Source organism: Flavobacterium johnsoniae UW101, assembly GCF_000016645.1.
Lineage (GTDB): Bacteria > Bacteroidota > Bacteroidia > Flavobacteriales > Flavobacteriaceae > Flavobacterium > Flavobacterium johnsoniae.
Genome location: NC_009441.1, coordinates 1,132,206 through 1,152,052 on the forward strand (window position 1 = coordinate 1,132,206; position 19,847 = coordinate 1,152,052).

At 32.2% G+C, this 19,847-nt stretch carries 15 protein-coding genes; 6 read left to right on the forward strand and 9 right to left on the reverse strand.

Translation table 11 applies throughout. The features are described 5' to 3' along the window. Nucleotides 1–8 precede the first annotated feature (8 nt). Nucleotides 9–1,124, forward strand: coding sequence for an acyltransferase family protein (locus FJOH_RS05180; RefSeq protein WP_012023079.1), 1,116 nt, complete (start codon nucleotides 9–11; stop codon nucleotides 1,122–1,124). Between the two features lie 3 nt (nucleotides 1,125–1,127). After that, nucleotides 1,128–1,625, forward strand: coding sequence for a nuclear transport factor 2 family protein (locus tag FJOH_RS05185; protein ID WP_012023080.1), 498 nt, complete (start codon nucleotides 1,128–1,130; stop codon nucleotides 1,623–1,625). A 7-nt stretch (nucleotides 1,626–1,632) separates the two neighbouring features. On the opposite strand, the gene dprA is transcribed toward FJOH_RS05185, so the two are convergent. Next, nucleotides 1,633–2,733 carry a DNA-processing protein DprA gene (gene dprA / locus FJOH_RS05190; RefSeq protein ID WP_012023081.1) on the reverse strand — a complete coding sequence of 367 codons (1,101 nt, stop codon included), beginning with the start codon at nucleotides 2,731–2,733 and terminating at the stop codon, nucleotides 1,633–1,635. Between the two features lie 238 nt (nucleotides 2,734–2,971). Between dprA and FJOH_RS05195 the strand changes: the two genes are divergently transcribed. Together FJOH_RS05195 and FJOH_RS05200 are read left to right on the forward strand one after the other, a co-directional pair. After that, complete coding sequence (locus FJOH_RS05195; RefSeq protein WP_012023082.1) at nucleotides 2,972–3,931, forward strand: HU domain-containing protein; 960 nt, start codon at nucleotides 2,972–2,974, stop codon at nucleotides 3,929–3,931. 126 nt (nucleotides 3,932–4,057) lie between these two features. Beyond that, nucleotides 4,058–4,504, forward strand: a complete 447-nt coding sequence (locus FJOH_RS05200; protein WP_012023083.1) for a hypothetical protein — start codon at nucleotides 4,058–4,060, stop codon at nucleotides 4,502–4,504. A gap of 46 nt (nucleotides 4,505–4,550) precedes the next feature. Here FJOH_RS05200 and FJOH_RS05205 read toward each other — a convergent pair whose 3' ends face one another. From FJOH_RS05205 to FJOH_RS05245, 8 genes are all read right to left on the reverse strand, one after another. Continuing rightward, nucleotides 4,551–5,309, reverse strand: a complete 759-nt coding sequence (locus FJOH_RS05205; protein WP_012023084.1) for a hypothetical protein — start codon at nucleotides 5,307–5,309, stop codon at nucleotides 4,551–4,553. A 112-nt stretch (nucleotides 5,310–5,421) separates the two neighbouring features. Beyond that, nucleotides 5,422–7,701, reverse strand: coding sequence for a helix-turn-helix domain-containing protein (locus FJOH_RS05210; RefSeq protein WP_012023085.1), 2,280 nt, complete (start codon nucleotides 7,699–7,701; stop codon nucleotides 5,422–5,424). Between the two features lie 108 nt (nucleotides 7,702–7,809). Then, a complete protein-coding gene (locus FJOH_RS05215) occupies nucleotides 7,810–8,388 on the reverse strand; it encodes an OmpH family outer membrane protein (RefSeq protein WP_012023086.1) in 579 nt (192 codons plus the stop codon). 676 nt (nucleotides 8,389–9,064) lie between these two features. Beyond that, complete coding sequence (locus FJOH_RS05225) at nucleotides 9,065–9,913, reverse strand: class I SAM-dependent methyltransferase (RefSeq protein ID WP_012023087.1); 849 nt, start codon at nucleotides 9,911–9,913, stop codon at nucleotides 9,065–9,067. Nucleotides 9,914–9,995: 82 nt separating this feature from the next. Further along, on the reverse strand, nucleotides 9,996–10,463 hold the full coding sequence (locus FJOH_RS05230; protein ID WP_012023088.1) for a hypothetical protein: 468 nt from the start codon (nucleotides 10,461–10,463) through the stop codon (nucleotides 9,996–9,998). A gap of 106 nt (nucleotides 10,464–10,569) precedes the next feature. Next, nucleotides 10,570–12,441, reverse strand: a complete 1,872-nt coding sequence (gene mnmG, locus FJOH_RS05235; RefSeq protein WP_012023089.1) for a tRNA uridine-5-carboxymethylaminomethyl(34) synthesis enzyme MnmG — start codon at nucleotides 12,439–12,441, stop codon at nucleotides 10,570–10,572. A 682-nt stretch (nucleotides 12,442–13,123) separates the two neighbouring features. Next, nucleotides 13,124–13,543, reverse strand: coding sequence for an rRNA maturation RNase YbeY (gene ybeY / locus FJOH_RS05240; RefSeq protein WP_012023090.1), 420 nt, complete (start codon nucleotides 13,541–13,543; stop codon nucleotides 13,124–13,126). Further along, nucleotides 13,540–16,932, reverse strand: coding sequence for a DUF4175 family protein (locus tag FJOH_RS05245; RefSeq protein WP_044047524.1), 3,393 nt, complete (start codon nucleotides 16,930–16,932; stop codon nucleotides 13,540–13,542). The genes ybeY and FJOH_RS05245 overlap by 4 nt, the downstream gene beginning before the upstream one ends. Nucleotides 16,933–17,097: 165 nt before the next feature. Between FJOH_RS05245 and gltX the strand changes: the two genes are divergently transcribed. Together gltX and FJOH_RS05255 are read left to right on the forward strand one after the other, a co-directional pair. After that, nucleotides 17,098–18,603 (forward strand): glutamate--tRNA ligase, encoded by a 1,506-nt coding sequence (gltX, locus tag FJOH_RS05250; protein WP_012023092.1) that lies wholly within the window; start codon nucleotides 17,098–17,100, stop codon nucleotides 18,601–18,603. Nucleotides 18,604–18,858: 255 nt separating this feature from the next. Then, nucleotides 18,859–19,842 (forward strand): SPFH domain-containing protein, encoded by a 984-nt coding sequence (locus FJOH_RS05255; RefSeq protein WP_012023093.1) that lies wholly within the window; start codon nucleotides 18,859–18,861, stop codon nucleotides 19,840–19,842. Nucleotides 19,843–19,847 lie beyond the last annotated feature (5 nt).

Here is a 19,847-nt window from a genome sequence, read left to right on the forward strand (position 1 = left end):
GAAAAAAAATGAACTCTCCAACAACAGAAAAATTTCTTGGCCTTGATCATTTACGCACTTTAGCGATTATAATGGTTTTGGTGTATCATTATCGCATGTTTGCTCATCCAGAATGGGTAGACAAATATGGTCAATTTGGCTGGACTGGGGTAGATTTGTTTTTTGTTCTTAGTGGATTTCTAATTTCAAAACAGCTTTTTGAACAACTCAAATTCTCAAATAAAATTTGCTTAAAAGAGTTTTATATCAAACGCTTTTTTAGAATCATTCCTCCATACGCATTAACCTTAATTTTATATTTTGGCTTTCCTCTTTTTAGAGAAAGAGAAGCTTTGCCTTCATTTTGGAAATTTATCACTTTTACTCAAAACATTGAACTTGACCTACTCCACTTTGGAACCTTTTCTCATGCGTGGTCACTATGTATTGAGGAACAGTTTTATTTTCTTTTTCCATTATTTCTACTGCTGTTTGTAAAATTCCAAAAAGTATATACAATAAAATATTTTCTGTTTTCTCTATTGTTCTTAACTATTCTTTTGAGAATAATTTCATGGGAGTTATTCATAGTTCCAAACCAAAATACGGAGAATGTATGGAGAATTTGGTACATGAAAATCTATTATCCAACCTACACAAGATTAGACGGTTTACTAACAGGAATTGGTATTGCATATTTTTATGAATATTCCAGATGCTTTAAAAAATTCATTAATTCAAATGGCAATCTATTATTCTTATCTGGATTAGTAGTTGTTTCATTTTCGTTTTGGATTTGTTCCAATCAAACTTCACAATCAGCTTCTATAATTGGATTTACATTAGTTTCAATTGGCTTTGGATTAATTGTAATGTCGGCTGTTTCAAAATCTTGTTTTTTATACCATTCAAAATCTATTTTATCTGCTCGGCTGGCATCACTTTCTTTTTCTATTTATCTCACGCACAAAGGAATTATACACTTAACACAAATGGCATTAGAAAAATTAAATATTGAAAAAGACGGACAAATCACTTTACTAATTTGTTTTATTAACTGTATCATAATCAGTTATTTTATCAAACATTTAATTGAAAATCCTTCTTCAAAAATTAAAAATTATATACTAAAAATTAAGTCTTAAAACATGAAAACAGCCATTACAATTTTATTACTATTTGTTTCTTTAAACTTCATTTCTGCACAACAAACATCAAAAGATAAGGAGGAAATACATCAATTGTTAAACAGTTTTATGCAAAGTATTGTAAAAAAGGATTCTGTAACTTTTAATAGTTTATTTTTTGAAGGAAACGTTAACTGGATTGGTGTAATTAAAGAAAAAAGTCAAGCCAAAAGAATCGAAGTTAATCCATCAATCGTAAAAAATTATTTTACAAGCACTTATACTTCATTTATACAAAGTATTCTACGAAATAAAAAAAGCGAGGAAAAGTTCGAAAACATAGTAATTCAAAATGATGATGCCATTGCCAGCGTAACATTTGATTACAGTTTTTGGTCAGAAGATTCGATGACAAATTGGGGTAATGAATATTGGCAGCTAGTCAAAATTAATGGACAATGGAAGATTTCGAGTGTTCTTTTTTCTATTGAAATTTCGAAATATTATCCTAAATCTTAATTCTTTTTTAAACAACCTCAAACATTTTTCCAGGCAAAGGCCTTATAATGCCTTTTAGTTCCATATTTAGAAGAGTTCCGGAGATCTTGAAAATCGGCAAATCGCATTCCAAAGCGATAATATCTAGAAGTTCTTTTCCATTTTTTAAAAGAAAATCATAAATCTTTTGTTCGTCAGGATTGAGATCGATAAACAATTGTTGTTGAATCACTTTGGGTTTCTTTTCTAAATCCCAATTCAAAACATAAATCAAATCAGCCGCACTAGTTAAAACATTGGCTTTTTGGGTTTTAATTAAATCATTGCACCCTTGGCTGTATCTATCTGTTACTCTGCCTGGAACTGCAAAAACATCACGATTATAATCATTTGCTAAATTGGCAGTTATGAGTGATCCGCCTTTATCTGCAGATTCAATTACAATTGTGGCTTCGCTGATGCCGGCCACAATGCGATTTCTTTTCACAAAATTTTCTTTATCAGGATTTGATGAACTCCAAAATTCGGTTATAAAACCTCCGTTTCCTTCCATTTTCGCCATATACTTTTTATGCGTTTTTGGATAAACCTGATTTAAACCATGTGCCAGAACGCCAATAGTCTGCAAATTATAATCCATAGCAAACTGATGCGCAACAATATCAACCCCATAAGCAAAACCGCTTACAATTACTGGATCTAAGGGTATCAAATCTTCTATAAGTTTTCGGCAGAATTCTATGCCATAAGATGTTATCTGTCGTGTACCAACAATACTTATAATTTTTTTGTTTTTTAGATTTATATTACCGCCCGAAAAAAGTAAGACAGGAGAATCTAAACAATGTTTTAACCGATCTGGATAATTTTCTTCCTGAAAATAAGAAACCGTAATATTATTTTTTCTTATAAACTCAAGTTCTTGGTTCGCTTTCTCAAAAATACTTTTGTCTTTCAGGTTTTTTAATAAGACTGAACCAACTCCATCTATAGCAGCAAGTTGATTTGTTTTGGTTTTAAAAACATCTTCAGCTTTACTGCAATTTACCAGCAATTTTTTAGCCATTATATCTCCAACTCCATCTACTTTAAGTAAGGCTAATAAATAAAACAATTCCTGATCTGACATCTCTTTAAAATATTATGTAAAATAGAGCTAAAAACTAAACTCAAAAAGTATTGCAAATATGATAAAAACAAAGTAATTTCTTAATAAAAACATTATTTTATAATAAACAAAATTTAATATTGCTGATAACCTAAATATTAAAATATTGAAAATTAATTATCTATAAAAAAATTCCAATTGTTAATAAAAATTGTGAATAAAATTTTGATAACTATATTCATTACCTAACTTTGTTACTATGAAAATCGAAACTTACATCGCGCAGTTATTGTATCGTTATCAGTGTGTAACGGTTCCTGGATTTGGAGCATTTTTAACGGAAATTCACTCAGCTCAACTGAATGAAAGTACAAATTCGTTTTTTCCACCCAAGAAAACAATCTTTTTCAACAGCCGTTTAAAAAACAACGACGGATTATTGGCAAATCATGTTGCTCAGGCAGAGAATATATCTTACGGAGCAGCGGTAAATGGTATTGCTTATGAAGTACAAAACTGGAGACAAACTCTTGAAGAAAACGGCGTTATAAGTCTTAAAAATATTGGAGATCTTCGTCTTAATTCTGAAAGCAATATCATATTTACACCAAATGAGCAAATGAACTATCTGGCAACATCTTTTGGATTGAGCCCGTTTGTTTCTCCGTTGGTTAAAAGAGAAATTTTTGAGAAAACAATCGAACAGATTTCAGAAAAAGAACCAATTTCATTATATGAAAATGAAGAAGTTAGATCTTCAAGACCATTCTTAAGATATGCTGCAATATTTGTTCTTGGACTTGGAATAACTGGAAGTATAGGATATCCATTATACCAAAATCAAATTGCTGCTCAAACCCTTGTGGTAGAAGGAAATGTTCAGAAAAAAGTTCAGAACAAAATTCAGGAAGCAACTTTTGTTATTCAAAACCCGCTGCCAGCAGTAACGTTAGTAGATTCTGCAAAAGTAGAAACTGCCGAAAAATTAATGCCGTATCACATTATGGCTGGCGCGTTTAGAAGCGAAGCTAATGCAAGAAAAGCTTATAACCAGTTAATTAAAGACGGATACAGCGCCAGAATGCTTGGTGAAAACAAACATGGTTTATTTCCGGTTTTATACGGAAGTTATGCTACAATGGCCGAAGCTGAAAAAGCTCAAAAAGAAATTCAAAAAGGTGAAAATCCAGATGCCTGGATTCTCGTTGAAAATCTATAAATCTTTAAAAATCCTATTCGTTTGAATAGGATTTTTTTTGTCCTATTCTGCTGCTTTAAAAATTTTATCGGGGCTTTTTAAAAAACTACATCTGATAATTTAGTTTTTTAATTAAACCTTTAAAAAATGAAAGTAACTTTAAAAACATTGGCAGTTATACTGTCACTAATGAGCTCTCAGTTCTTTTTTGCACAGCAAATAAATACAGATCAAAAAACTCATGAAATTGAATTGCAAAACTATGAAAATGAGATAAAAAGAATATCTGCCGATAATCATAAAATCCTTGACAACAAAATTTCAGATTTAAAAAAACAGCTGAAAGATCTTGAAACAAAAAAGAAAAACTTAGTTAAGTCTGAAGATAATTTAAACTCAACGAAAGAAAAAATAAGCAAACTGGAACTCGCAAATCAAAAAATTGAAAATAAAATAACCACTACTTCAATCTCTGATGAAGAAATTCAAAAACAAAGAATTAAAACGAAGCAAAACGAGCTCAACATTCAAAAACTTAAATTAACACAAATAACGCAGCAAAAAGAACTTGAAAAGGCTATTTCAGCTCTTTGATTAAAATAAAAAATCCTATTCGAAAAGAATAGGATTTTTTTTGTGTTTAACGTGGAACAATTTTCGCATCTTGATTCAAAATTTCTTTTCCGTTTTGTGTAATAACTAATCTTGCCGGAGGCGAATTTTTTTCGCCCAAAACTATGATATCACATACATAAACATAGTTTCCTTTTTTAAATTCAATGTAATGGTTTCCTCCTGTTCCATCCTGAACCCATTTACCGTTAGTTATAATTAAATCTGGTTTTTCATTCATTTTTTGTTTGATAGACCATGAAGCATAACGAAAGTTATTATTGCCTAAATCATCAATTCTGATCCTGAATTTAGAAGTTTCTAAAACATAAACGGGTTCTTTAAATTTAGATATAGACGCATGTACTTTAGTTTTCTCAGAACCTATCAGTTTGTTTTTCAAATCGCTTTCAAATTTGGATTGATAATTAATGCTAATTAAACGACCTTCTTCATCAAACCAAATTGTTCCCTGATTTAGCATAATACCGCGCCATCCCATTTCTGTCCAGTCTTTATCGGCTTTAGACGATGTTATTTCTTTCTTCAAAGCGGCATCAAAAATTTCTGAATATCTCTTAATAAATTCCGCTTTATTTTTGATTGATGGAATTGGAGTATCTCTCTTTAACGGATACGAAATTATCTTTGCAATTTCTTCTTTCTTGTCCACTTGTACATTATCAATGAAAACTTGAATGAATTTTTGATATTCTTTTTTAAGTTCCTGACCCGAAATATTTGTGACAGAAAAAATAAGTAATGCAATGTATATAAGCTTTTTCATAATTTCTATTTTACATAATGTTTTTATAGTTAATTCTAAAATTTAGAATCACACAACAAGTTACAAAATCTTACCCAAGACGCACAAAAAATCTAAAATCTAAAATCTAAAATCAGTTAATGCTGGCTTTAAACATCTTGAGTTCATCCCAGGTAAATTCTTCACCGTATTTTTCTTTTAACGGACTTAAGGATTCTTCATCGTAAAACTGAAATGCTTCACGTAAAGCAAGGATTTTATCATACGGAAGCACATCTGAAACGTCTACTTTTTTCGCCTGAATGAGTTTTATTAAATGCGATTCGACAGTTTGTACAGTGAGTTTTCTAATGCGTGCAATATCTTCTACAGAGTTTTTTTGTAACCAAAGTTCATGAGTCTCTTCCACAGTAGTCTTTTTTGGTCCGTTTTCGGCTGTTTTATCCACTTTTTTAGAAGAATAACGTATAACAGGCTCATCAACCTGAAACATTTCTGTATTCGCCATTTTGAACTCTTCTTTGATTTTCGAAATTTTATCTGTTTTATAATTTTTAATGGCTGGCGATGTTAAACTTTCTTTACTGATTGTTTCACGGGAAACCACAATATCAACCAGCAGTCTGGCTTTCATTAAACGCAAAACGGCTTTTGTCTGTAAATCGTCCAGCAGAGCCAATTCTTCGTAAAACTCTTTTACCTTTTTAAATTTCTGGATTTCAGCCATTTTACTCAAAAGATCCGAAACCAATTTATCCATTGGTTTAAAAAAGTAATCGTAAGCCGCCACTACCCTTTCCTGAACAAACTTTAAATCGACAGTTTCTTTGCTGAAAATTTTATTAAGCTGCTGAATGAATTTCTGCGAAGGATCTGCCAATGCTTCAATCGTATCCATGCGTTTATGCGCCCAGACCGAATGTTTTGATTTTTCTGAAGCGACAGCATTTTCATTATAACTAAAACGGTGATTTCTCCATTCTTGTGCTAAATCCGTCCAGTTAAAACTGTTTATCAAATAGTTATGAATAAAATTCTTGGTTTCAAAATGAAGTGAATTTTTCAAATCATCTTCTGTTGCTTTGTTCAAAGCATAATCCATTACATCCTGATCGTTCGACAGACCATTCATCTGCATCTTAGAAAGCAAAATAAGCCCGTTTAAGGAAGTTAAACGCGAAAGTGCTACATAGGCCTGCCCGGGAAGAAAAACTTGCGATACGTCGAGCGCAGCTTTCTCAAAAGTTAAACCCTGACTTTTATGAACCGTAATCGCCCAGGCCAATTTGATTGGATAATGGGCAAATGTTCCCAGAACTTCTTCTTCGATTTCCTTTGTCAGTTCGTTGACTTTGTAGCGAATGTTTTTCCATTCGTATTTTTCAACTTCAATTGTTTTGTTTTCTTCCGGAAAATGAACAAAGATTTCTTCTGCGGAAAGTGACTTTATAACGCCTATTTTTCCATTAAAATAACGCTTTTCAAAAGATAAATCATTCTTGACAAACATTACCTGAGCACCTACTTTAAGTTTTAGATTTTCTTCTACAGGAAAAATTTTCTCCGGAAAATCACCCACTACAAATGGCTGATAAGCAAATTCATTTCCTGCTAAATCATTGATAGCCTGTTCATTTATAGCATCGGCTTTTGCATTGTGCGTTGTAAGGGTTATATAACCCGGATTCATTTTTAAGTCGAAATCCGGCTGTACATATTGGTTCAAAACCTCAATATCCTGAGTTGTGATTTGATTGTTTCGCAGATTGTTTAAAACCGAAATAAAGACATCGTCGCTCTGGCGGTAAATCTTGGATAATTCGATATACAAAGGCGGATTTTGCTGAATTACATGCGAATGAAAAAAGAATTTGCCTTTATAAAAATTGCGCAGAGTGCGCCATTCTTCATCCCGAATTACGGGCGGCAGCTGCAATAAATCACCAATAAAAAGCACCTGAACACCTCCAAAAGCGCGCGTATTTCTTCGGACTGTCTGCATCATAAAATCGATAGCATCCAGTAAATCAGCACGAAGCATGCTGACTTCATCAATAATCAGCAGTTCCATATTACGAATTACATTTCGCTTTACATTGTTCATTTTAAAATGTCGGCGAAGTGATTCCTTATTCTCAAATTTTACGGTTTCTGTAAACTGGGAACTTTCTTCATACGAAGGAATAAATGCTGAAAAAGGCAGCTGAAACATCGAATGAATTGTTACACCGCCTGCATTTAAAGCTGCAATCCCGGTAGGCGCAACAACTACAGTGTTTTTGTGTGTTGTTGCTATAATTTCACGCAATAAAGTCGTTTTTCCTGTGCCGGCTTTACCTGTCAGGAAGATCGATTTTTGTGTTTGATTGATAAATTGTAAAGTGTAAGCTGCAGCTTCAGAAACGTTTTGCATTAGACCGGTATTAAACGTCAAAATTATCGCATTTTTATAAAAGAAAAAAACCTAAATCCGATGTGGATTTAGGTTTTTCAATTTTAGTTTTAGTTAGTTTGGCAGTTTTTATTTTTTAGCTTCTTCTTTTTTAGCAGGAGCTTTTTCTTCTGCTTTTGGAGACGCTTTGTATTTGTCATTTAAAGCTTTAACTACTTCTTTTGTAATATCATACTTGTCTTCAGCATACAAAACTGTAGCTGCATCACCTGTACCGTAGATATAAGAATATCCGTTTTTCTTACCGTATTCTTTGATGAATTTTTTAACTCCGCTTACAAGAGAATCCATTTCAACACCGCTTTCCTGCTGTAATTGCTGAGATAATGCTTGTTGAGCATATCCTAATTGCTGCTCTCTTTTTTGCAATTCTGCACCTCTTTGCTGAGCCCATTGCTGGCCATTTGCCTGTGCCTGGCTTTGAAAATTAGCAGCGTCTTGTTTGAAGCGGGAAATTTCAGCTTGTAATTGTCTTCCTTTTTCTTCTGCCTGAGCTTTGTATTTAGCCTCAAGGTCTTTTGCTTCAGTGTACTCTTTCATTAAAACTGAAGTATCTATGTAAGCTGTTTTTACTTCCTTAACTTCTGTTGCTTTATTACACGAAACAACTAAAATTGAAAGTGCGATAATTGCTAATGCTTTTTTCATTTTCTAAATTTCTATTTTTTTATTGGTATGAAAGACAAAAATATAAAAAAATAAATAGGATCGACATAAAGTTTAAAAAATGCTCGAATTTTAGCATATTAGTTTTCTTTATGGTACATTTTTATTCTATAAAATATCATTATTAAAAGTGACTTCTATAGCTTTCGTTAGAACTATTTTCTCAAAAAAGACAACACAAACCCTCAATTTAACCAAGAAAACGCCTTAAATACGCTTATTTTGCGTTTTGATGCTTTTTTAGCTCATAAATTCTAAAACGAAAACTTTTTTGAACCTCGTTATTAAATTTCATTACCAAAATCAACAAAAACAAGAAATCAAGTTCATTTTTAAAAAAAGTCATGAAATTTCTGTTTTTCATACTTTTTGAAATTTTCATTTTTTTGAAAATCCAAAAAGCAAAATCCAAAAACAAAAAAATTTCATTTTTTCATCTCGTCAAAGTCGAAAATTAAAAATTGAAAAAATCAAGAAAAAAATAGAAAAACTGCCCTAATTTTAAGGTATTAGTTTTCTTTATGGATCAAAAAAAAGCTATAAAATATCACTATTAAAAGTGACTTTCATAGCCTTTATTAGAGCCTTTTTCTAAAAAAAGACGACACAAACCTTCAACTTAAGAGAGAAAGTGTCTTAAATGCACTTATTTTGCGTTTTAGCTGTTTTTTAGCACGTAAATGTGAGATGAATACTCTTTTGTACTTGATGCTTTTAAATTTGATCTTAAACCAATAAAAAATGCACGGACAAAATTCATTTTTCCCGTTTTATATTTTTCAGAAAGCAGACTCACATAAAATGAATCAAATTTCATTGGAAGTACTTTTTCTAATTTCATATCGACTTTTTCGAAAAGTGATTTTATCGCTTTTTTTGAAAAATGCCAAAAATGAATTGGCACATCAAAAGCTGCCCAAAATTCTCCATAATGTTTTGCGTCGAAAGATTTAAAATTTGGAACCGCAACAATTAATGTTCCAGTTGGTTTTAACAAACGCTTCAATTCCTGAATTTGAAGTTCTAAATTTGGAACATGTTCCAAAACGTGCCACATGGTAATTACGTCAAAAGAATTATTTTCTAAAGAAGCTGTTTCTTCTGCAAACGAAATTCCTTTTTGCTTTGCAATATTTTTTGCCCGGTCGCTCGGTTCAATTCCAATTACATTCCAGCCGTCATTTTTTGCCGTTAATAAAAAATCTCCGGTTCCGGCTCCAATGTCTAAAATTTTTCCTTTTTGAGATTGTTCTGAATTTATCAAATTCAGTTTATTTTTTAAAGCGATACTTTTTACAAAATGATATGCTTTTTCAAAAAAAGAACGTTTGTTATCTGTATGCGAAATGTAATCTTCACTTTCGTAATATCTTCCTAAATTTTCTAAATCCGGCTGCGGAGAAGTAATCAGCATATCCAGATTTTCATCATAGTACAAATCGAAAATTTCTTTTGAAACAGAATGGTCTTTTACAGTAAGAAAATGTTTTTTATTTAAAACGTCCATTTTTTAATTCTTGGTATTTTTTGGTTTAATTCATGAGAAATGCTAAAAATGAAAAATCACTTTTAGCATTATTTTTTTATTTCTATTTGTTGTTTGTCCAATTTATTTTAACTGCTTTAATTTTTTCATTTTCGATTCTTGTATTTTGATAAACACTAAAACCGTTTTTGATATAAAATAACAAAGGCGATTTATAAACTTCGCCATTTTGCATTATATCATTTTCATGATCGATAACCCAGCCATTCAAATTGAAATTATTTCTTTTTAATTCTTCAATCAATTTTGTTCCGTTTCCTTTTCCTTGAATTTGATTATTTATCATTATCGAAAACCAAACTTCCTGATCTCGAAAAAAAGTAAAAGCCCAGCCTCCTATTTGATTTTCGTCTTTCAGCAAATAATGTTTTACTTCGATCAAACTATCCAAATACAAATCAAATTCTTCAAATACTGCATGACCAAACTGAATCGGAAATGCATTGTTACGAAGATGCATTAAAACCTTTTTTTCTTCTAATGATAAATTTTCTATTCTAACAACTTTCATTAAAATTGAATTCAATGTTTCACGTGGAACAAAATTTAATTTTCAGTCTCAGTTTTCAGTCTCAGTTAAAAATACTGAAAACTGAAAACTGCGACTGAAAACTTTTCTATCTTCCCATATAAATCAAAAGCACGGAAATATCACTTGGTGATACGCCGCTAATTCTTGATGCCTGAGAAATTGTAACAGGTCGAATTTTGCTTAATTTTTGTTTTGCTTCAATCGACATTGATTTAATTTTATTGTAATCGAAATTCTCCGGAATTTTTACTTCTTCTAAACGATTTAGTTTATCAGCATTATTTCTTTCTTTTTCGATATAACCAGAATACTTAACTTGAATTACGGCTTGCTCAACAATTTCTTCATCCAGATTATTTTCTTTGATATAAGAATCTACTTTTTCAAATTTCAGCATATCCTCTAATTCAATCTGCGGACGAGAAAAAACTTTAAACATTTTATCGCCTTGTGAAATTGGTGCCGATTCTTTTTCAATTAAAATTGGATTTGTTTCTGCAACTGTTACACTTGTTTCTTTAAAGAAGGCAACCATCTTTTCAGACTCGTTAAGTTTATGCTCCATTCTTCTCATTCGATCTTCAGAAGCTAAACCAATTTCGAACGACATTGGCGTCAGTCTGAAATCGGCATTATCTTGTCGCAGCAAAGTTCTGTATTCTGCTCTTGATGTAAACATACGATAAGGTTCTTCTGTTCCTTTCGTAATTAAGTCGTCGATCAAAACTCCAATATACGCTTCGTCACGTTTTAAAATTAACGGCGCTTTTTCATGCACTTTTAAATGCGCATTTATTCCTGCCATCAAACCTTGCGAAGCTGCTTCTTCATATCCTGTCGTTCCATTAATTTGTCCGGCAAAATATAATCCTTCAACTAACTTAGTTTCCAAAGTATGTTTCAATTGTGTCGGCGGGAAATAATCATATTCGATTGCATAACCCGGACGGAAGAATTTCACATTTTCAAAACCGGCAACAGAGCGCAAAGCTTTAAACTGAATATCCTCCGGAAGCGAAGTTGAAAATCCGTTTACATAAACTTCACAAGTATTCCATCCTTCCGGTTCAACAAAAAGCTGATGACGTTCTTTATCTGCAAAACGATTAATCTTATCTTCGATCGAAGGACAATATCTCGGACCTAAACTTTTTATTCTTCCGTTGAACATTGGTGAACGATCAAAACCTTCTCTCAAAATATCATGAACATTCAGCGACGTGTATGTCATGTAACAAGAACGTTGTTGCGTTAAAGGTTTTGTCAAATCAGAATATGAAAATTTATCTGGTTTTGCATCTCCTTTTTCTTCGTTCATTTTAGAATAATCCAAAGAACGTCCATCAACTCGTGGCGGCGTTCCTGTTTTCATTCTTCCAGCTTCAAATCCGGCTTTCACTAAATCTTCGGTAATTCCGGTTGCAGCACTCTCGCCTGCTCTTCCTCCTCCAAATTGTTTTTCTCCAATATGAATTAATCCGTTCAAAAAAGTCCCGTTTGTCAACACAACCGATTTGGATCGAATCTCAACTCCAAGTGAAGTTCTGATTCCTTTTATCTTTCCGTTCTCGATAATCAAACCTTTTACCATCTCTTGGTAAAAATCTAAATTTGGAGTTCCCTCCAACATCATTCTCCATTCTTCTGCAAAACGCATTCGATCACTTTGAACTCTCGGCGACCACATCGCAGGTCCTTTTGATTTGTTCAACATCTTAAACTGAATTGCAGTTCGATCTGAAACAATTCCGGAGTATCCTCCAAGCGCATCGATCTCACGAACAATTTGTCCTTTTGCAATTCCTCCCATTGCAGGGTTGCAAGACATCTGGGCAATGTTCTGCAAACTCATTGTAACCAACAAAGTTTTGGATCCTAAATTTGCGGCCGCTGCCGCGGCTTCAGATCCTGCATGACCAGCACCAACTACAATAACATCGTACTCTTCTAAAAACATTTTGTTTTATTATTCTCTGCAAACCGTTTAAGGCAGTTCTCAGAATTAACTTTATTTTCTTTTTGTTCCACGTAGAACGAATCTTTTAATTTCAATCTCAGAAAATCCAAATTCAAAACTTGAAGTTTCCATTCAATGTTTCAAGTTTCACGCTTTACAGCGTACACTTAAAACTATATTTCAATTCCGTTTTTCATTCTTTTACAAAGTAAAACGAAACGAAAAAATTAAAATCAAACCTAAAATTTGGTTCCACGTGGAACCAAATTAATATCAAAAACTATCAAAACATCAGATTTAAAACATTTCTCAAACAAAGCTCAAAACAATTTTAAACCCAAATTCATCTATTCTAAATTTATTTTATTCGTTCCACGTGGAACGAAATATTTAAAAATATACTCTCTAAACAATATCTTGATTACTTATAAATATCAAAACTGTTTCACGTGGAATATATTTCTTTACTTAAAACGAATTGAAAATTCCTCTAAACTGTTCCACGTGGAACTTGTTTTAAGAATTAAAAACTGAATTCTTTTATTCTGTTTTATGTTCCACGTGGAACGAAATTATAAAATTGAGCCTCAATAATTAAAAACGTTTCACGTGGAACACAATATATTTAACCTTAAAAACATGTTTCACGTGGAACATATCTCTAATTTTTATAGATGTTTAATTACTGTTCCACGTGAAACATTGCAATTTTTTCATCTTCTTTCGAACGCATTAGTTCAGCATCTGCATCACTTTTATCTTTATATCCACAGTAATGTAATATACCGTGAGCAAGAACACGTTTCAATTCTTCTTCAAAAGAAACATTAAAATCTTTAGCGTTGTCCTCTACTCTTTCAACAGATACAAAAATATCTCCGCTTATTTCGTTACCAACTGTATAATCAAAACTAATAATATCAGTTAGTGTATCGTGGTTTAAATACTCAACATTTATTTTATGCAGGTATTCATCATCACAAAAAATATAATTTATTTCTCCCTCATTCTTCTCTTCAGAAACAATAACAGCGCTCAACCAATCTGTAAAAGCTTGTTCGTTGTCTAAAGAAAATTCGGTTTCGTAATTAAAGTTTATCATTTTGTATTAAAATATTCTTGAACCTTTTGATTAAAATTCGAGCGCAAAGGTAGCGATTGTCTATTTAAAATTTCTACACTATTTAAATAATCAGTTAATGAGCTTGGTAGAGCATTTGAACGATTAGAAAATTCAGTCTTATTTGTTTCAGATTGACGCTTCGTATCTTGACCTTGTTCCTGGACTGCATTGTTTAATTTTAATAGTTCTTGCTGAATATTTAAAATTCTCTGCAGGTTCTCATTCTTAAATCCTTTATTTAAAATCTGTTTTTCTGAAGCTTTCATCTGTTCTATTGCAGATCTTCCTTGAGCATCTAATCCTTTTTTAGCTAACTCTTTTTGTAAAGCTTCACGAAGTTTAACCTGCTCTTTGTAAATCTCCATTATCTTTTCAGCATCTCCTTCTCCATCTTCGCCTTCATTTCCATCCTTTCCTTTTCCACCTTCTTTACTTCCTTGTCCATTTTTACCCTGACCATTTTTACCTTCTTTACCATTTCCTTCTTTTCCTTGCCCGCTGTCCTGACCTTGTTTTCCTTCTCCACTTTTTCCCTGCTGCCCACTTCCTGGTTTGTCTCCGGGTTTCATTCCTTCTTTCATTTTATCAGCAAGACCTTTTTGTTTTTGAATAATATCTGGTAATTGCATCCCTTGCCCATCCCCTGGTTTTGGTTTTCCAGTTCCCGGTTTTGACATTTGCATCTGCATATTATTTAAAAGATCACTTAAAAAATCGGCTAATTTGTTTGCAGATGAAACAGCATATTGCTGATGCGAAACTCCTTTTGGGATTTGAACATCGGTTAAAACTTCAATTGCTTTATCCATATTATATTGTACGTTGCCAATTTCCTTCGTAACATCTTCAGCTATTTTTGGATTTCTAAGAGACATTGCAAACAAACTATCATCTACATGACGGAACTGTTGTTTTAAATTCTGCTGAATTTTTATGTTCTTTGTATAGGCTGAAGAACCTAATTTCATCGATTTAAATTGTTTCATAACATCTTCCTGAGATAATGAAAAAGCTAAAAGGTTATCCAGAATCTGACGAAGCATGGCAACATCTTCTACTAATTGTTCCTGTTCTCCGCCTTCCATACTTGAACTCATTTGCTCTGCCATAGACTTCATTTTCTTTGAAGCACTTTTTTGTTTTGGCTTAGCCGAAGAAGTATTCTTTTTATTTAATTCTTCTGAAGCTTTATTCAAATCATTCTCTACGTCTTTTTCTTTAGAAGCATCTTTAGGAATATCTAATGGAGATTTCAAACTATTGTTTTCGTCTTTCAAATCTTTAAGATCTTCTTTGATTTTATCAAATGATTTATTGATATCGTCCTGCTTCTCTTTTGTGTTTTCTACATCTTTATTAGAAAGCTGTTCTTGTTTTTCGGCTAACTTATTTAGCTTCTCTGCAACCTGCTCTGCTTTCTTTTCTACATAAAAACGTTTCGTTAATTCAACTAATTGTTCTAAATTACGAGATTGGTTTTTGCTGATTTGTTTAAACTTTTCCATCTTATCAAACAACTCATCGCTGTTTAATTTATCATTTAAGTTCTTCAACTCATCCATCAATTTTTGATTTTTCTCTAAATCTTTCTCGGCATTATCTAAACGCTTTTGTAAATCTTCGGCAGTTTTATCTTTCTTATCGGTATTGTATTTATCTAAATTCTTGTTCATTTTTTCAGCAAACTGCTTCATTATTTCGTCTTGCTGTTTCTGACGTTTGATAAAATCATTTACTTTTTGCTGATCTTTAAACTCTAAATTATCTTTTTCTTTTCCGGCATTTTTTAGTTTATCCATTTCAGAAAATTGCTTTTCCTGATTCTTTAATGATTTAGATAAACTATTAATGTTAGCATTTTGCTGTTTCAGTTCTGCATCCTGAATTTCATCTGTAGTAGAAACTCGGTCTGAAAACGTAGAAGATTTTGTACTCTTAAATCCGTGCAATGCATCGTTATCAAAAACCTCAAAATAGTATTCATAAGATACTCCTTCTTCTACTGCAAGATTACTCGGGAAGTTAAAAACAAACTGATCGAATACTGCCTGCTTTACTGGAATGGTTCCGCGTTTTGCAGTTTGTGGTTTGCCATGTTCGTAATACACAATCTGCAATTTTGATAAACCGTAGTCATCACCAAGTCTTCCTAAAACATAATTCTTATCTAATTTTAAACTATCCGGAGCTGGCGAAACAGTGATTGTTGGATGCTGATCTTTAATAACTGACAGCTGATAGTCTAATTTCTCGTAGTTTTTAACCTTATTATTCGAAGTAAGGATTTGATATTCTGTATTTTGATTGATCTTTTTAGCTAATTTAAACTCATTTTCGGCCTTATTAAACTTCAAAATTGAGTTATCATCTTTCCAAACTACCTCTTGAGTCGACTGCGTTTTCATTTTCCAGGTTACAATTGTTCCTTCTGGTACGATTGTATTTCCGGTTCCCTGAATCGTTTCTGATTTCTTTTTTAGGTAAGATGGAAAATTCAAAACCATTTCGAAGTTGGCAATCGATGGAACTGTAATAACTTTTAATTCATATTCATTTGATGAAACTGAATTTCCTTCAAATGAAAACTGAACATCTGATGTAGGTTTTTCGATCTTAAATTCAAACTTTCCGGTTTGAGAAGATTCCATAAAATAGCTTTCGTTACCAATATGGATCATTACATTTTCTGGAACTACGTTTCCTTCTGTTTCAACTTTTACAATAAAATCTTTGTTTTGTTCTGTTTGAAGTTTGTCATTTAGAACCACAAATTTGAAAGGAGCCGGCGGTAAAAACGAAGCATTAAAATGTACTACTCTATTAAAACTCTGAGAAATTATATTGCTGTTTCCAGAAACAAAAAAGACTGCAAACAATAAAACCGGAATCAAAGCCAAAGGTAAATACTTCTTGTTTGATTTATAATTGATGGCATTTCCAAATGGAATTGGCTGCAATGAATTTGCTTTTTGTTCAATCGAAGCCAACATTAATTCTGAACTTTCAGCAGAATTTTCGTTTGAAGAAAGCTGTAAAAAGTTTGTCAGCTTATCACTTACTTCTGTAAAATGATTTCCAATAATAGCTGAAGCCTGATTATAATCGATTCCCTTTTGAAGTTTGAACAACTTAAAAATTGGAAACAAAATAAAACGAAACAACAGAAAAACTTCTACTGCAATAAATATCCAGAATAAAAGGGTTCTTCCTAATGGTTTAAGCCAAAGAAAATACTCAATAAAAAGTGTAAACAGGAAATACAAAAGTCCAAAACCAATAAAAAGAAGTCCTCCTTTTATCAATTCATTCATATAATATTTCTTTATAAATCCTTCTAACTTCTGATATATTGCAGATGATGTTTTCAAAATAAAATCTCTTTTAATTATAACCCATAAAAGTAGTAATTATAACGATAAGTCTGAAAGCCAAAAGTCGAAAGTCAAAAGTTTAGCACACAGCTAAAAACCTTTCAAACTTTCGACTTTTGGCTTTTGACTAATATCGTATCTTTGCATCAAAATTTAAACAAAATGTCAAAGCAAGTTCGAGTGCGTTTTGCACCAAGTCCGACTGGACCATTACATATTGGCGGAGTTCGTACTGCCCTATTTAATTATTTATTTGCAAAAAAACATAACGGTGTTTTTTATCTGAGAATTGAAGATACAGATCAGACACGTTTTGTTCCAGGTGCCGAAGCTTATATTATGGAAGCACTGGAATGGTTAGGAATTTCTCCTGAAGAAACTGTTGGAAAAAATGAAAAATTTGGTCCGTACAGACAAAGTGATCGTAAAGATTTATACCAAAAATATGCAGATCAATTGATCAATTCAGGCTGGGCGTATTATGCTTTTGATACTCCAGAAGCTCTTGATGCACATAGAAAACAACACGAAGCTGAAGGAAAAACATTTATTTATAATCATCACAACCGTGAAAAATTAGATACATCTTTAGTAATTTCTGCAGAAGAAACTGCTAAAAGAATTGCAAATGGAGAACATTATGTGATTCGTTTTAAAACTCCGGTTGATGAAACTTTACATTTAAAAGATATCATTCGTGGTGATGTTAAGTTTGAAACGAACTTGCTTGATGATAAAGTTCTTTTTAAAAGTGACGGAATGCCGACGTATCATTTAGCGAATATTGTGGATGATCATTTGATGGAAACTTCACATGTTATTCGTGGTGAAGAATGGTTACCATCTATGCCTCTTCACGTTTTATTATACAGAGCTTTTGGCTGGGATGCTCCAGAATTTGCACATTTGCCTTTGATTTTAAAACCTGTTGGAAACGGAAAATTATCGAAAAGAGATGGTGATAAATTAGGATTTCCGGTGTTTCCATTAGAGTGGAAAACGGAAGAAGGCGTTTCATCTGGATACAGAGAGAAAGGATTTTTCCCGGAAGCAGTTGTAAACTTCCTTGCTTTGTTAGGTTGGAATGATGGAACTGATAAAGAATTATTTTCTCTTGAAGAATTAGTTGAAGCTTTTGACTTAAACCGAGTTCATAAAGCAGGAGCAAAATTTGATCCTGAAAAAAACAAATGGTTCAATCACCAATATTTAATCAAACAAAATGATGCTGATTTAGCAAAGAGCTTCTCTACAATTTTAGAAGAAAAAGGCTTCTCTACTCCGCTCGAAGTGACAACTCGTATTGTTTCTTTGATTAAAGAAAGAGCTCATTTCGTTTCTGAATTTTGGGATTTAACTGATTTCTTTTTTCAGGCACCATCATCTTATGATGAAAAAGCAAGTAAAAACTGGAAAGAAGAAACTCCAGCTTTAATGAAAGAATTGATTTCGGTTCTTGAAAATATTGAAGATTTTACTTCTGCAAACATTGAAACTATTGTAAAAGAATGGTTAACTAAAAACGAAATTGGAATGGGTAAAGTAATGCAGCCTTTCCGTTTAAGTTTGGTTGGAGCTCTTAAAGGTCCTCACCTATTTGACATTGTAGAAATCATTGGAAAAGAAGAAACTGTTTCAAGAATTCAGAAAGCAATTTCTGCTTTATAAAAATATTTTACCATTAAGATATTAAGTTAATTAAGCATTTCTTGGTGGTAAAAAACAGAACTTAAAAGTTCATAAAGCTAAGCTTAATTCTCTTGACAAAGTTTTGATCTTAATTTTCTTAATACCTTAATGGTTAAAAAAACAAACGCTAAGCAACATCTCAAAAATGTTCTTAGCGTTTTTTTAATGTTTTAAAATTTTAATTTAGAAGAATTTTCGTAATTTACCAAAATCAAAAATATAAACTATATCACCATGAGTACAGCATTTATTATCTTTTTAGTATTGGCATTCTTCATTTTCATGTCGTCTTTCTTTACAGTAAAACAGCAGTCTTCTGTAATTATCGAAAGATTTGGAAAATTTCAGAGTGTTAGAAATTCAGGATTACAGCTTAAAATTCCGTTAGTTGACAGATTGGCCGGACGTGTAAATCTTAAAATTCAACAGTTAGATGTTATCATCGAAACGAAAACCAGAGACAACGTTTTTATTAAAATGAAAGTTTCTGTTCAGTTTAAAGTTATTCAGGAAAAAGTATACGAAGCTTTTTATAAACTGGAATATCCACACGATCAAATTACTTCTTATGTATTTGATGTGGTTCGTGCCGAGGTTCCAAAATTAAAATTAGATGATGTTTTTGAAAGAAAAGATGATATCGCAGTTGCAGTTAAACGTGAATTGAACGAAGCAATGTCTACTTATGGATATGACATTATCAATACATTGGTTACAGACATTGACCCGGACATTCAGGTAAAAAATGCAATGAACAGAATCAATGCTGCTGACAGAGAAAAAACCGCTGCAGAATTTGAAGCAGAAAGTTCAAGAATTAGAATCGTTGCTAAAGCAAAAGCTGAAGCAGAAAGTAAACGTTTACAAGGTCAAGGTATTGCAGATCAGCGTCGTGAAATTGCAAGAGGTCTTGTAGAAAGTGTTGAAGTTTTAAACAGTGTTGGAATTAATTCTCAAGAAGCTTCTGCCCTAATTGTAGTTACTCAGCATTATGATACTTTACAAGCAATTGGAGCTGATGCTAATTCTAATTTAATTTTGTTACCAAATTCTCCACAAGCTGGAAGTGACATGTTAAATAATATGGTTGCTTCATTTTCTGCATCGAACCAGGTTGGTGAAATGATGAAAAAGCACAATAAAAAGATAGAGAAACCAAAACCTATTCAACCGCAATCTGGTTATGAAGATGACATTCAACCAGATGTTCATTCATAATTTTA